The following is a 14867-nucleotide window of genomic DNA, read 5'->3' on the forward strand; positions in this document are numbered from 1 at the left end:
TACACACCGATGAATCAAGGACTTGGCGCGAGTTTTGAGCCGCATGAATTCTGGCAGGCCTTTTCGGCGCCAGGCAGTTTCGAACCGGAGCCGGTGGATGGTCATCTCGGCTTTTATCCCGCGGAGCTGGCGGACGGGCGGCAGCTCTGCTTGCCGCTACGGGTGCTGCCGGGTGATGGCAAATCGGCCGTCTCTTCGCTGATCTTGAACCAGGCGAGTTTTACCGTTGAGGACGGTTTGGCAGCGGCCCTTGTCATGCTGCTGCGGGCGATGGCGCCGGAAATTATCATTGGTGTGCCGACACTTGGCTTGCCACTGGCGTCCAATGTGGCGCGGCGGCTGGGGCATACGCGGATGGTGCCGCTCGGGACGTCGCGGAAATTTTGGTACCGCGATGACCTCTCGGAGCCAATGAAATCGATCACCAGCCCGACCGCGGCAAAGACGCTCTATATCGATCCCCGTATGCTGCCGCTTTTGCGGGGTAAACGGGTGGCGGTGGTGGATGATGTGATCAGCTCGGGCCAGTCGATGGGCGCGGTTTTGCGGCTTTTGGCGAAGGCGGAGATCGAGCCGGTGGCGATCGGCTGCGCGATGTTGCAGGGGCGGCATTGGGAGGAGCCGCTGGCGGCGTGGCGCGACAGGATTGTTGCGCCGTTGCGGTCGCCGCGGTTTGTGCTCAATGAAAAAGAGCGTTGGTTGCCAGAGGTTTAGCTCTATCGCGTGCCGGGGAGAGGCATGGCTTCGATCTCTCTGAGGACTTCGATCATGCCGGCGACATTTGCTTCGGCGATAATTTTCCCCTTCTCGGCGGTGGCGAGGGAAGCGTCGCCGACGGCGCCGGATGGGTTGATGTCGGAGGCGATCCAGGCATAGGTGTGGCCGAAGGCGCCTGTTGGCCTAAGATATTGAAATTGCTGCTCGTCTCGCGCTGCGATGGAGACGAAATTCTCCGCTTTGGGCATATCCACAAGGTGCGGTTTGAAGTGGAGGATGAGCGAGGTTTCGGCGTCGCCGCCGTGAATGCCGTGGCGTCGCTCAAGGTCGCTCAAAACGCCCGGTGGGGTGAAACGCCAGCCGCTTTTGACGGCGAGCATGCCGGCGCGGACGCGGAGTTCGCGGGCGACGATGCCCATGATTTCTTCGTTGCCGCCGTGAGAGTTGATGAAAATCAACTTCTTAACCCCGGCGCGGGCGACTTCGAGACCGATCTGGGTCCAGGCGTCGATGAGGTTGGTGGCCGTGTGGGTGATGGTGCCCTTGGCCCAAATGTGCTCGTTGGATTTGCCGATCTGCTGCACTGGCAGGATGCGGATATCGAGGTCGTTCGGGCAACATTCCGTTAACATCGAAAGCATGGAAGCGTTGATTATGCTGTCCGTGCCGACCGGCAGGTGCGGACCATGCTGCTCGACCGCCGCGATGGGCAGGATGGCGATGGTCTTCATAGGGTCGAGCCCTTCGAATTCGCTCGCCGAGAAATCGGTCCACCAGATTTTGCGCATCATAGAATTCCTCAGGCTGGGCCGGCGGCGATGACTTCGATCTCGACGACGAATTCTGGCCGGGCGAAGCCGGAGACGATCATCAGCGTCGAAGCGGGATAGGGCGCAGCAAAGAGCGCATTGCGGACGCCCATATAGTCGGGGAGATGCTCGCGCCCGGTGACATAGGCATTGATGCGGATGATGTGTTCGAGACCGAGGCCGGCTTCGCGGAGGATGGCCGCGATATTGTCGAAGCAGAGCTTGGTCTGGCCTGCACAATCGGGCGGGACGGCCTTATCAGCGGCGATGCCCAATTGGCCGGAGCAGAAGACGAGACGCTGGCTGGGTGGGACGACGATGCCATGGCTATAGGGCGCGAAAGGCGGATGGATATCGGTCGGGTCTAGGACGGTGGTCATGGTTATCCAAAGCTTGCGAGGCGAATGCTAAGCCAAAGGTAAAGCGCTTGACCAGCCCTTTCAGACATAAATTGCACGCATAGCAGGCATTCACTTAAGCTGCCTATTTTTTGGGTTTTCATCTGCAGCCAAGTGCGGAAGGGTGGGCGCAGGGTGAAGGAGATCGCCCAATCAATCAGCTCCGCAACGATCGGAGCAAGGGAACGCAGCAGATGCACGCAACACTCAAGACGACCATTCTGGCCGCCATGGCCTTTGCCGCCACGCAGGTTTCGGCCCAGGAATTGGACAAGGTCACCTTCGCGACTAATTGGCTGGCCCAAGCGGAACATGGTGGCTACTACCAAGCGATCGCCGACGGCACTTATGAGAAATACGGTCTCGACGTGACCATCATGCAGGGCGGGCCGCAATCGCCGGGCCGGCCGATGCTGGTATCGGGCCAGGTGCAATTCTACATGGGCGGCGCGACAGGCGCGATCAACGCGGTCAAGGAAGGCATTCCGACGATTACGCTCGCGGCGATCTTCCAGAAAGATCCGCAGATCCTGATGTCGCATCCGGGCAAGTTCGGGAGCTTTCCGGAACTGGCTGGTGCCTCAAAATACATCCTCAGCGCCGATGGCTTTAGCGGCTACTTCACCTGGATGAAGTCGCAATGGCCCGAATTCGTCGACGAAAAATATGAGCCCTACCAGTTCAATCCGGCTTCGTTTCTGGCCGATGATATGGCGATCCAGCAGGGTTACCTGACCTCGGAGCCGCTCGCCATCGAGCGCGAAGCCGGTTTTGCGCCCGATGTGTGGCTGCTCGCCGACAGTGGCTATGCGCCTTATTCGACCACGATCGAAGCGATGAAGCCATGGGTCGACGAGCATCCCGATATTGCCAAGCGCTTTGTGGAAGCGACGATCATCGGCTGGTCCAACTATCTTTATGGCGACAACAAAGCCGCCAACGACCTGATCAAGTCCGACAATCCGGAAATGACGGATGACCAGATCGCCTATGGCATCGAGAAGATGAAGGAATATGGGATTGCCGTCTCCGGCGATGCAGAAACCAAGGGGATCGGCTGCATGACCGATGCCGGCTGGAAGACCTTCTACGACTCGATGGTCACCGCAGGCGTCTTCGAAGCCGGGATCGACATTACCCAGGCCTATACGACCGAATATGTCTGCCAGGGCCTTGGCGTCGACCTCTTCAAGTAATTGTTCCGACACCGGCGCGGACACGACGTCCGCGCCGCTCCGACCCTAGAGTGGGCGATTTACTTTGACTGATTTGACGATTTCCGCGCCGGCGACAGCGGCGCCACCGAGTACTTCCAAACTTGTCGTGTCGATGCGGCATGTCAGCAAGCTCTTTTCCAACGGCACTTTGGCGCTCAAGGACATGTCGCTCGATGTGCAGCGCGGCGAGTTTTTGAGCCTGCTCGGGCCTTCGGGTTGCGGCAAATCCACCGCCTTGCGCATTATTGCCGGGCTGGGTGCGCCAAGCTCGGGCACGATCGACTGGCCCTCCTCGCAGATCAGCAAGAAGGGATTGCCCGAAGGCGATGTCGGCTTCGTCTTCCAGGAGCCGACGCTGATGCCCTGGCAGACGGTTTGGGGCAATGTCTATTTGCCGCTGCGGCTGCGCGGCGTCTCCAAGGCCGATGCCAATCCGGCTATCATGGAGGTTTTGGCCTCGGTTGGCCTTGCCGATTTCACCAAGTCCTATCCGCGCGAGCTTTCGGGCGGGATGAAGATGCGCGTCTCGATCGCGCGGGCCCTGGTGACCAAGCCAAAGCTTTTGTTGATGGATGAGCCCTTTGCGGCGCTCGACGAGATCACGCGGCAAAAACTCAATGATGATGTGCTCCGCCTCTGGCGCGAGACGGGGATCACCGTGATCTTCGTCACCCACTCGGTGTTCGAGAGCGCCTTTTTGAGCAATCGCATCGTCGTCATGCGCGCCCGGCCGGGACAGGTCTATGCCGATCTGCCGCTCGAGACCTCGGCGGTGCGCGACGAGAATTATCGCACTTCGGAAGAATATCGCGTGACGACCGACACGGTTTCGCGCGCGCTTCAGGAAGCCATCATGCGTGGAGCCCAGACGAAATGAGCGACGCCGTTTCTTTTGACAAGGCTTCGACCGAAGCCGGCACCGACAGCCAGGTCGTCATACCGATCAGCCGGTCGAGCACTGCCGAGCGCGTGCTTTCGATCGTCGTACCGGTGTTCATGGTGCTGTTGGCGATTGCCGCCTGGCAGGCGCATATCATGATCAACCAAGTGCCGCGCTATATCATGCCGGCGCCGCTCGATGTGGTGAATGCGCTTTTCACCGATTGGGGGACGCTGGCGCCATCGCTGCTGGTAACCCTGCGCATTACCGTCATGGCACTCGGGATTGCGCTGGTCGGTGGGGTTGGGCTTGCGATCATTCTGGTGCAGAGCCGCTGGATCGAGCTGGCGCTGTTTCCGTTTGCGGTGATCCTGCAGGTGACGCCGATGATCGCCATCGCGCCGCTGCTCATCATCTACATGCCCGACACGCAATCGGCGCTTTTGACCTGCGCCTTTGTCGTGGCGTTCTTTCCGATCCTTTCCAACATGGTCGCGGGGCTGAAAAGCGTCGACCATAACCTCCTCAATCTCTTCGAGCTTTATGGCGCGAGCCGCTGGCAGACGCTGATCCATCTCAAGCTGCCCTCGTCCCTGCCCTATTTTGCGGCGGGGCTGCGGATTGGCGGGGGCCTGTCGCTGATCGCGGCGGTGGTGGCGGAATTTGCGGCGGGGTCGGCGGGCAAGGGTTCGGGGCTGGCGTTCCGACTGCTCGAATCCGGCTATCGGCTGAATTATCCGCGGCTTTATGCGGCGCTGGTGCTGCTGATGATGACCGGTGTCGCGATCTTTGCGCTGACCTCGCTGATCTCCTGGGCGATGCTGCATCGCTGGCACGAAAGTGCACTGAAGCGGGAGAATTGAGATGGGGGTGCAGGCGATTTTCATGGGCTGGGGTGCGGCACTGCCGATCCCGCCGGGCATGGATTTGCCATTTGGCATGGCGGGCGCGGCACCTCTCCCTGGGGGGAGAGGTCGACGCGAAGCGGCGGGTGAGGGGGCCTTTGGCAAAAACCTCGCCCGAGAAAGGCCCCCTCACCCGGCCCTGCGGGCCGACCTCTCCCCCAGAGGGAGAGGTGAAGCGTGGCTCACTATCGCCGGAGCGCTCAAGGCTATCGCGATGTCATTCCCGCGAAAGGGTGGGAACGGACACTGCGGGTTCGATGAAGGCTTTGAGCAGACAAGGCGGTTGAGGGAATACTGCCTGCTGCGTGGGAGGGTTGGGTTGTGAGTGTTTCGGTTCCGGCAGATGGCCATTATGCCGTGGTCAATGCCAATGTGCCGGCTTCGGTGCTGGGTGAGCCTGCCTCGGGTGCATTGAAGACCGTCGATATCACGATTGCCGATGGGGCGATTGCGTCGATCGGGCCGGCGGGGTCGGCGACTTTGCCGCAGAAGATCGATATGCGCGGCGATATCGTGTTGCCGGCTTTTGTCGATCTGCACACGCATCTCGACAAGGGGCATATCTGGGCGCGAAAGCAGAATCCGGACGGCACTTGGATGGGGGCGCTGAAGGCAGTGCTGACCGATCGCGAGGCCAATTGGGCCGCAAGCGATGTCGAGCGGCGCATGGATTTTTCGCTGCGCTGTGCCTTTGCGCATGGCACGGCGGCAATCCGCACCCATCTCGACATGGCGCCACCGCAGCATGAAATCACCTGGGACGTTTTCTCGGCCATGCGCGAGCGCTGGGCCGGGCGGATCGAACTGCAAGGCGCCGGGCTGATGGGGCCGGACACGATCCTTGACGGGGAAAAGCTTCGGGGAGTTGCGACCTCGACCAAGGCGGCCGGTGGGATTTTGGGTGGATCCACCGCGGTGCATCCGGACAATCCGCTGATCATGCGGAAACTGGTGGAGATTGCGGGCGAGCTTGGGCTCGATATCGATCTTCATACCGATGAAAGCCCGGATCCTGCAGCCAATGCGCTGGAGTGTCTGGCGGATGCGGTGATCGAAAGTGGATTTAACGGGTCGGTGACGGCGGGGCATTGCTGCTCGCTGGCGGTGCAGGACAGTGAAACCGCCAAGCGCGTGATCGATAAGGTGGCGCAGGCGGGGATTGCCGTCGTGTCGCTGCCGATGTGCAATATGTATCTGCAGGACCGGGACAATAGCGACGGCGTGCGGACACCGCGCTGGCGTGGGGTGACGCTGCTCAATGAATTGAAGGCGGCGGGCGTAAAAGTCGCCATTGCCTCGGACAATACGCGCGACCCCTTTTATGCCTATGGCGATCTCGACGGGTTCGAGGTGTTTCGCGAAGGCGCGCGGATTTTGCACTTCGATCATCCGCAGGCCGAGGCTTTTGCCTGGGCGCGAGTAGTTTCGGCGGATCCCGCTGCGATTGCCGGATTTGGTTACACCGGTGAGCTGGCGGCAGGGGCGCCGGCTGATCTCGTGCTCTTCAAGGGGCGCAGCTGGACCGAACTGATGTCGCGGCCGCAGGCCGACCGGACCGTGATCCGCGCCGGACAGGCGATCGACACCACCCTCCCCGATTACCGTGAACTCGACGACTTGATGGGCCAAGCATGAGCATTGCAGCATTCCGCGCCGAACTGGGCGACATTCCGCAAGAAGACAATCCGCGCATCGTGCAGCAGCGCAGCCGTGACCATTATTGGTATTCGCCGGTGCTCAAGGCCAAGCTCGACCATGTGACGGCCGAGGTGGTGGTTTCGCCACGGAGCAATGACGAGGTCAAAACCGTGTTGCGCGCTGCGTTCAAGCATGGCGTGGCGATCACGCCACGCGGGGCGGGTACGGGGAATTATGGGCAGGCCATGCCGCTATCGGGCGGGGCGATGCTCAACCTGATGAACATGGACAAAGTGCTCGAGATCAAGAAGGACCGGGTGCGGGCGCAAGCGGGTGCGGTACTCGAAAAGCTCGATCATGAGACCAAGGCCGCTGTGGGTAGCGAATTGCGGTTTCATCCATCGACCTATCGCATGGCCTCGCTCGGCGGGTTTATCGCTGGTGGCTCGGGCGGGGTCGGCTCGATTCGCTGGGGCGGGTTGCGGGCGCTGGGGTCTATTCTTGGGCTAAAAATCATCACCTGCGAGGCGGAGCCGCGGGAGCTCGATCTTGTGGGCGAGGATATCCTCAAGGTCGCGCATGCCTATGGGACCAATGGCATTATCGTCGAAGCCGAAATGCCGCTTACGGAGGCGCATGACTGGATCGATGTCATGGTCGGGTTCGACGATTTCATCGAAGCGGCGGCGTTTTCGGAAAAGCTAGCGAAGCAAGATGGGATATTGCTCAAGGAGCTTTCGCCCTGCGCGGCGCCTATTCCGCAGGCCTATTTCAACCGGCACAAGCCCTATATCAAGGACGGGCAATCGGTCGTGTTGATCATGGTGGCGCCGGTTTCGGTCGAGGCGCTGGCGCTGTTCGTATCGCACCATGGGGGCGAGATGCTTTATCGCTCGGACAAGGCGAGCGAGGAGGAACTGAAGCGCCTGCCGCCGATCTATGAACTGGCCTGGAACCACACGACGCTGCGGGCGCTCAAGGTCGATCCGACGATCACCTATTTGCAGACGCGGTATCCGACGATCGAGCATGTGAAGAAGATCGTCGGGCTGCTCGGCGATGAATTGCCGATGCATATCGAGATAACGCGGCAGGATGGGCTGGTGACGTATGCCGGGCTGCCGATGGTGCGGTATACGAGTGAGGAGCGGCTTGAGGAGATCATCCGCATTCACGAGGAGAATGGCTGCGACGTGTTCAATCCGCACCGGTTTACGCTTGAAGAGGGCGGGATGAAGCGGACGGACCAGAAGCAATTGGCGTTCAAGCGCGAGGCTGATCCCAAGGGCATTCTCAACCCGGGCAAGATGATCGCCTGGGAGAACCCGGATTTCGACTTTTCCTCGGGCAAGGCCTGGCTCTTTGATGGGCTCAACCCGGTGCATGCGGCCTGATGCGCGTTCATGTCATTCACGCGCATCCGGTCGAGACGAGTTTCAACCGGGCGCTCTATGGGGCGGCGATCGAGGGGCTGAAGAGCGCGGGGCATGAGGTCGATGCGCTCAATCTCTATGATGAGGGTTTTTCGCCGGTTCTGACGCGGGAAGAACGGCTGAACTATCATGATGTGCCGGGGAATCTGACGCCGGCGATAAAGCCTTATGCGGAGCGGTTGCAGGCGGCGGAGGCGCTGGTCGTCGTGCATCCGGTTTGGAATTATGGGTATCCGGCGATCCTGAAAGGGTATTTCGACCGGGTGTTCGTGCCGGGCGTGTCCTTCATCATGGAGGGTGGCGGGGATCGCGGGCGGCTCGTGCCGTGCCTCACCAATATCAAGAAGGTTGCTTTCGTCACCACTTATGGTGGCAACCGGTGGCGGACGTTCGTGATGGGCGATCCGCCGCGGCGAATTGCTATGCGCTGGGGCTGGGCGACGTTCCGGACGCGGCCGAAATATCTGGCGCTTTATGACATGAACAATGTTTCGCCAGCCGGGCTCGAAGGGTTTCTGGGCACGGTGCGGAGCGAGCTTGCGCGGTTTTGAGCCACTAAAGTTGAGTGCACAACGAATGCTGTGCGCTTGCATTGAAACCGGTTCTTGCTCAGAGAATGAGCAGCAGGGAAGCCGGATGAAGTTTTCGACACGAGGGATGATATGACAGAGAAATTCGTTGCCGGACGGCGCGTGTTCGTTTCGGTGCTAGCAGCCAGCATGGCGCTGGCGATGAGCGGCGTGAGCTTTGCGCAGGACCTGACCAAGGTTGCCGCGATCTGGACGGTGCCGGTGGAGCAGCAGTGGGCGAGCCGCCTGCACAATGCGCTGACGGCGGCCGACGAGCGCGGCGAGATCGAATATGTCTATTCGGAAAATATCTCCAACACCGACTATGAGCGCGTGATGCGCGAATATGCCGAGCAGGGCGTGAGCCTGATCGTCGGCGAGGCCTTCGGTGTCGAGCAGCCGGCGCGCGCCGTGGCTTCGGAATATCCCGAGATTTCGTTCCTCATGGGGTCGAGCCTGCCACCGGCAGAGCCGAACTTTGCGACCTTCGACAACTTCATCCACGAGCCGAGCTACCTGACCGGTATCGTTGCGGGCATGAAGACCGAGAGCAACAAGATCGGCATGGTCGGTGGCTATGCCATTCCCGAAGTGAACCGGTTGATGAACGCCTTCAAGGCGGGCGCGCTGTCGGTCAATCCGGACGTGACCTTCTCGGTGAGCTTCATCAACTCCTGGTATGATCCGCCGAAGGCCAAGGAAGCTGCTTTCGCCATGGTCGATGCGGGTGCGGACATTCTTTATGCCGAACGTTTTGGCGTGTCGGATGCAGCCAAGGAACGTGGCATTCTGGCGATCGGCAATGTGATCGATACATCGGCGGATTATCCGGGCACGATCCTTGCGAGCGCGCTTTGGCATGGTGAACCGATGATCGATAAGGCCATCGCCGATGTGAAGGCCGGTTCGTTCACCGCGTCGGATTACGGCATCTATGCCTTCATGGAATATGGCGGTTCGAGCGTCGTGATCGACGAGGCGCTGGCTGGGCCGGAAGCTGTTGCGGCGACCAAGGCCAAGGAAGAAGAGATTTTGGCCAAGACGTTTACGGTCGAGATCGACGATAGCGAGCCGACGTCGTCGCAGTGAGGTTTTGGGGTTTTACCCCCCACCTAGCCTCCCCCAGGCAGGGGGAGGAATAGCATCGAGTTTTGGGGCGGGCTTGGGCTCGCCTCAGGCTTATCAGGACGCCAATGCGGAGCACCCCGACTATGACTGATGCCCCTGTGCTCCTGTCGCTGCAAAATATCACCAAGCGCTTTGGCGCCTTGACGGCGAATGATGGGATCTCGCTCGATCTGCATCGCGGAAAAATCCTGGCGCTGCTCGGGGAGAATGGGGCGGGCAAGACGACGCTGATGAATATTCTCTTCGGGCACTATGTGCAGGACGAGGGGGATGTGCAGGTTTTGAGCAAGGGTGGGCTGACCGCCCTGCCCCCGGGTTCGCCCGGCGCGGCGCTGAAGGCCGGGATCGGCATGGTGCACCAGCATTTTACCCTGGCGGAAAACCTCTCGGGGCTGGCCAATATTCGGCTTGGCACCGAGCCGCTTTTGTCTTTCGGGCGCGAGGGTGCGGCACGGGCAAAAGTGCAAAAAATCATTGCCGAGAGTGGGCTGGACGTCGATCTCGATCGGCGCGTGGCCGATCTGACGGTGGGCGAGAAGCAGCGGATCGAGATTTTGAAGGCGCTTTATCGCGATGCGAAAGTGCTCATTCTCGATGAACCGACTGCCGTGTTGACGCCGCAGGAGGCCGATGGGCTGTTTGTGGTCTTGCGGCGGTTGGCGGCGAATGGGCTTGGGGTCATCTTCATTTCGCACAAGCTCGGTGAGGTCCTGGCCGTGTCACATCGCATTCTGGTGCTGCGCGGCGGCAAGAAGGCGGGTGAGCTGGTGACGGCCAATGCCGATCGGCGGGCGATTGCCGATCTGATGGTGGGCAAGGCCGTGGCGGCGGTGGTGCGGACGCCGGCGAGCCCAGGCGAGGTTTTGTTTGCGCTCGAAAATGTCTCGCTGCATGGGGCCGGTGGCCGATCGCTGAGCGGGGTCGATCTCAAATTACGCGCGGGTGAGGTCGTTGGACTTGCGGGCGTTTCGGGCAATGGGCAATCGGGGATTGCGGCGCTGATTTCGGGGCTGGCGGTGCCGACGGGTGGGACGATGCGCCTCTATGGTGAGACGGTGACGCGGGCCGATCCGCGGGCGCTGGTGGCCAATGGTGTGGCGCGCATGCCGGAGGATCGTCAGCATGATGGCGTGGTGGGCACGATGAGCGTGGCCGACAATATCGCCATCGAAGAGGTGCGCAGCGCTGCTTTTTCCAAAATGGGTTTTCTTGATCGCAAGGCGATGCGCGATCGGGCGACGGCGGCGATTGCGGGCTATGACGTGCGCTGCCAGGGGCCGGATGCGGAAGCGCGGTTGCTATCGGGCGGCAATGTGCAGAAGCTGATCCTGGCGCGTGTGCTTGAACGTGGGCCGCGGGTGATCCTTGCCAATCAGCCGACACGCGGGCTCGATGTCGGCGCGCAGGCGGAGGTGCATCGGCGCATTCTCGCGGCGCGGGATCGTGGTGCGGCGGTGCTGGTGATTTCGGAAGATCTGGACGAGCTTTTTGCGCTCGCCGACCGGTTCGTCGTGGTGCGTGCGGGCGAGCTGCACGATGCGGGGCCGAGCGAAGGGCTCGATCGCGGCACGATCGGGTTGATGATGGCGGGGCAGAGCCACGCGCGTGCGGAGATGGCGTCATGACTATTCGGCTTGAACCGCGCGAGGATGCTGGGCTGGGTCTCAAGATTGGGGTGTCGCTGGCGGCAGGCCTCGCAGCACTGCTGCTGGTCGCCATTCCGGTGCTGTTTGCCGGCGGATCGCCGCTCATGGCCTATGGCCTGATGATCCAGGGGGCGTTCGGCTCGATGTTCGCGTTCAGCGAGACGCTGAACCGGGCAACGCCGCTGATCCTGACGGGGCTTGCCTGTGCCGTCGCGTTCCGCGCCAAGCTTTGGAATATCGGGGCAGAGGGGCAGCTTTATATCGGGGCGCTGGCAGCGGTGTGCGTCGGTAGTGGGCTCCTGCAATTGCCCCCTGCCCTGATGATCCCGACGGTGATGATTGCCGGATTTTTGGCCGGCGGGCTGATGATGGTCATTCCGACCGTGATCAAGCAGCGATTTGGGGCTGATGAAGTGGTCATCACGCTGCTGCTCAACTTCGTCGTCATTCTCTTCATCCAGATGCTGGTCGAGGGGCCGCTCAAGGACCCGCTCTCGATGGGCTGGCCGCAATCGGTGCCGCTGATTGCCGAGGCTAAGCTGCCCAAGCTTCTGCCGCGGCTGCGCATGCATTGGGGGCTGATTGTCGGGCTCGTAGCGGCGCTGGTGCTCTGGCTGATGGTGCGCAAGACCGTGCTTGGCTTTGAAATCCGCGCGGTCGGCGAGAACAAGGCGGCGGCGCGGTTTGCCGGCATTCCGGTCGACGCGACCATGCTGAAGGTGGCGCTGATTTCGGGCGGGCTGGCGGGGCTGGCGGGCGTCGGTGAAGTGGCCGGGGTGAAGGGCTATCTCTCGTCGGACCTGTCGCCGGGCTTTGGCTATTCGGGGATTGTGGTCGCCATGCTCGCGGGGCTTTCACCCATCGGGACGGTGATTGCGGCGCTGTTTGTGGCGGCCGTTTTCGTGGGGGCGGATTCGATGAGCCGGGCGACGGGGATTTCGAGCTATATCGCCGATCTCGTCGTGGCGCTGTCGCTGCTCTGCGTGCTGGTTGGCAGCTTTTTCCTGCGGTTCCGCGTCAAGTGGGAACGCCAGAGCGTGGTGGCCTGAGATGGACGTTTTGTTCGACATTCTGGGCTCGGCCAATTTCTGGGCTGCGGCCATCCGCATCGCGACGCCGCTGATCTTCGGCGTGTTGGGCGCACTGATCTGCGAGCGCGCCGGGGTGCTCAATCTCGGGATCGAGGGGATTTTCGTAGCAGGGGCCATGGCGGGCTGGCTCGCGGTTTATCTCGGCGCAGGGCTATGGGGCGGCGTGCTGATTGCTGCGCTTGCCGGAGCGCTGTTTGGGCTGCTGCATGCGCTTCTTACTGTCATTTTGGGGCTGTCGCAGCATGTGTCGGGGATCGGGATTACGCTCTTGGCGACAAGCGTGAGCTATTTCACCTATCGCACCGCCCTGCCCGATGTGAGTTCGCCGCCGCGGATCGCTGCGTTTCAGCCGGTGTCGATACCGGGGCTTTCGGACCTTCCGTTTATCGGGCCGGCGCTGTTTCAGCAGACGCCACTGACTTTCTTGGCGCTGGTGTTTGTCGCGCTGGTAGCACTGGTGCTTTATCGGACGCCGCTGGGCCTCGCTATTCGGGCGGTTGGAGACAATCCGGCTTCGGTTGAGGCGCAAGGGCTATCGGTGATGGGGCTGCGCGTTGGTGCCGTGGTTGTCGGATCGGCGCTGATGGCACTGGGTGGGGCTTTTCTCACCATGTCGGCGTTCGATGCCTTCTTCTTTGGCATGGTCAATGGGCGCGGATGGATCTGCATTGCGCTCGTGGTGTTTGCGTCATGGCAGCCAGGCAAGGCGCTGTTGGGGGCTCTGCTGTTTGGCGCGTTCGATGCGTTCCAGATCAGGTTGCAGGCGCAGATTGGGCAAGTGGTGCCGGGTCAGGTGTTCCTGATGATGCCGTATTTGCTCTCGATCGTGGCGCTGATCCTGGTGGCTCGGCGGGCGGACTATCCGCGAGCGCTATTGCAGCCTTGGACCAAGGGGCAGCGCCACTAGGTCCAGTTGGCCATATCCGCCTGCAAATGGCAGTTTTCTGCGCTTCCGGTGCTCACGTACTGATGTACGCTCCGCTCCGGTTCTCGAAAACCACCATTTTCGACTCGCTTTGGCTCAACTGGCAACACAACCTAAAGCTCCGTGCGGGCGCCTGAGAAATTTAAGGACCAAAAATGTTTGATCTGAAAATCACCAATGCGACGCTGACGGATGGGCGGAAGGGTGTCGATATCGGCGTTAGGAATGGGCGGATCGCGGCGATCGAGGCCAATTTGGGCGGTGAGGCTGGCGAGGTGATCGATGCGGATGGGCAATTGGTGTCGCCGCCGTTTGTCGATTGCCATTTTCATATGGATGCGACGCTGTCGCTGGGGCAGCCGCGATTCAATGAGAGCGGGCGGCTGCTTGAGGGCATTCAAATCTGGGGCGAGTTGAAGCCTCTGCTGGCCCATGAAGCCGTGGTGGAGCGGGCGCTGGCCTATTGCGATCTGGCGGCGGCGCAGGGGCTGCTGGCGATCCGCACGCATGTCGATATTTGCGATGATCGGCTGCTGGGCGTCGAGGCGCTGCTCGAGGTCAGGAAGCGCGTGGCGCCCTATATCGATCTGCAGCTGGTGGCGTTTCCGCAGGATGGGTATTATCGCTCGCCGGGCGCGGTGGCACTGCTCGACCGGGCGCTCGATATGGGCGTCGATGTGGTTGGTGGCATTCCGCATTTCGAGCGGACGATGGCCGACGGCGCGGCGAGCGTGAAGGCCCTCTGCGAGATTGCCGAGAAGCGCGGGCTTTTGGTCGATCTTCACTGCGACGAGACGGACGATCCGCTGAGCCGTCATATCGAGACGCTGACCTATGAGACGCAGCGGCTGGGACTGCAGGGGCGGGTCAATGGCTCGCATCTGACCTCGATGCATTCGATGGACAATTATTATGTCTCAAAGCTCTTGCCCCTGATGGCGGAGGCGGATGTTTCGGCCACGGCGAACCCCAATATCAATATCGGCATCCAGGGGCGGCACGACACTTATCCCAAGCGCCGCGGGATGACGCGGATTCCGGAAATGCTGACCTATGGGATCACCTGCGCCTTTGGGCAGGATTGCATGATGGACCCCTGGTATTCGCTCGGGCAGGCCGACATGCTCGATGTTGCCTCGATGGGGCTGCATGTGGCGCAGATGACGAGCCGCGATGCGATGCGGCAGTGTTTCGACGCAGTGACGACCGGGCCGGCCAAGGTCATGCATCTCGAAGGCTATGGCGTCGAAGTGGGCAAGAAGGCCGATATGGTACTACTGCAGGCAACGGACACGATCGAAGCCATTCGGCTGCGGGCGACACGGATTGCGGTGATCAAGGGCGGGCGGGTGATCGCGCGGACGGCGCCGCGGCAGACGGCGTTGGCGCTGCCCGATCGGCCAACTCGGCTTGATCCCGCGCGGGTTGGGCCTAGCGCGAATTAAGCGGATTTAACCCCGGCAGAAAAAAGTTTGGGGCAGGCAAACTTTTTTCGGAACCATGCTGCGGGA

Annotated in this window: 14 protein-coding genes; 12 read left to right on the forward strand and 2 right to left on the reverse strand. The window is 61.3% G+C overall.

What is annotated here, in order from left to right:
- The first annotated feature begins 9 nt into the window (after positions 1–9).
- Positions 10–714 carry a phosphoribosyltransferase gene (locus ASG47_RS02190; RefSeq protein ID WP_061907084.1) on the forward strand — a complete coding sequence of 235 codons (705 nt, stop codon included), beginning with the start codon at positions 10–12 and terminating at the stop codon, positions 712–714.
- A gap of 2 nt (positions 715–716) precedes the next feature.
- On the opposite strand, the gene ASG47_RS02195 is transcribed toward ASG47_RS02190, so the two are convergent.
- Both ASG47_RS02195 and ASG47_RS02200 read right to left on the reverse strand, forming a co-directional pair.
- Positions 717–1508 carry a creatininase family protein gene (locus ASG47_RS02195; protein WP_061907085.1) on the reverse strand — a complete coding sequence of 264 codons (792 nt, stop codon included), beginning with the start codon at positions 1506–1508 and terminating at the stop codon, positions 717–719.
- A gap of 8 nt (positions 1509–1516) precedes the next feature.
- Positions 1517–1906: a RidA family protein gene (locus tag ASG47_RS02200; protein ID WP_061907086.1), complete on the reverse strand. Its 390-nt coding sequence runs from the start codon at positions 1904–1906 to the stop codon at positions 1517–1519.
- 212 nt (positions 1907–2118) lie between these two features.
- On the opposite strand from ASG47_RS02200, the gene ASG47_RS02205 reads away from it, so the two are divergent.
- The 11 genes from ASG47_RS02205 to ASG47_RS02260 all read left to right on the forward strand — a co-directional run bounded on the left by ASG47_RS02205 (position 2119) and on the right by ASG47_RS02260 (position 14801).
- Positions 2119–3120, forward strand: coding sequence for an ABC transporter substrate-binding protein (locus ASG47_RS02205; protein ID WP_061907280.1), 1002 nt, complete (start codon positions 2119–2121; stop codon positions 3118–3120).
- Positions 3121–3253: 133 nt separating this feature from the next.
- Positions 3254–4018, forward strand: a complete 765-nt coding sequence (locus ASG47_RS02210) for an ABC transporter ATP-binding protein (RefSeq protein ID WP_061907087.1) — start codon at positions 3254–3256, stop codon at positions 4016–4018.
- Positions 4015–4884 carry an ABC transporter permease gene (locus ASG47_RS02215; protein ID WP_082511511.1) on the forward strand — a complete coding sequence of 290 codons (870 nt, stop codon included), beginning with the start codon at positions 4015–4017 and terminating at the stop codon, positions 4882–4884. Before ASG47_RS02210 ends, ASG47_RS02215 begins: the two co-directional genes overlap by 4 nt.
- 363 nt (positions 4885–5247) lie before the next feature.
- Positions 5248–6561: a cytosine deaminase gene (locus ASG47_RS02225; protein WP_061907089.1), complete on the forward strand. Its 1314-nt coding sequence runs from the start codon at positions 5248–5250 to the stop codon at positions 6559–6561.
- Positions 6558–7958, forward strand: a complete 1401-nt coding sequence (locus ASG47_RS02230; protein WP_061907090.1) for an FAD-binding oxidoreductase — start codon at positions 6558–6560, stop codon at positions 7956–7958. Before ASG47_RS02225 ends, ASG47_RS02230 begins: the two co-directional genes overlap by 4 nt.
- Entirely contained in the window at positions 7958–8548 is a 591-nt protein-coding gene (locus ASG47_RS02235) for an NAD(P)H-dependent oxidoreductase (protein WP_061907091.1), read from the forward strand. Before ASG47_RS02230 ends, ASG47_RS02235 begins: the two co-directional genes overlap by 1 nt.
- Before the next feature lie 111 nt (positions 8549–8659).
- Complete coding sequence (locus tag ASG47_RS02240) at positions 8660–9655, forward strand: BMP family protein (protein ID WP_061907092.1); 996 nt, start codon at positions 8660–8662, stop codon at positions 9653–9655.
- 122 nt (positions 9656–9777) lie between these two features.
- Positions 9778–11319, forward strand: a complete 1542-nt coding sequence (locus tag ASG47_RS02245) for an ABC transporter ATP-binding protein (RefSeq protein ID WP_061907093.1) — start codon at positions 9778–9780, stop codon at positions 11317–11319.
- On the forward strand, positions 11316–12389 hold the full coding sequence (locus ASG47_RS02250; protein WP_061907094.1) for an ABC transporter permease: 1074 nt from the start codon (positions 11316–11318) through the stop codon (positions 12387–12389). Before ASG47_RS02245 ends, ASG47_RS02250 begins: the two co-directional genes overlap by 4 nt.
- Position 12390: 1 nt before the next feature.
- Positions 12391–13338, forward strand: a complete 948-nt coding sequence (locus ASG47_RS02255; protein WP_061907095.1) for an ABC transporter permease — start codon at positions 12391–12393, stop codon at positions 13336–13338.
- A 173-nt stretch (positions 13339–13511) separates the two neighbouring features.
- Positions 13512–14801, forward strand: coding sequence for an amidohydrolase family protein (locus ASG47_RS02260; protein WP_061907096.1), 1290 nt, complete (start codon positions 13512–13514; stop codon positions 14799–14801).
- Positions 14802–14867: the final 66 nt, after the last annotated feature.

Source organism: Devosia sp. Leaf420, from assembly GCF_001425445.1.
Lineage (GTDB): Bacteria > Pseudomonadota > Alphaproteobacteria > Rhizobiales > Devosiaceae > Devosia.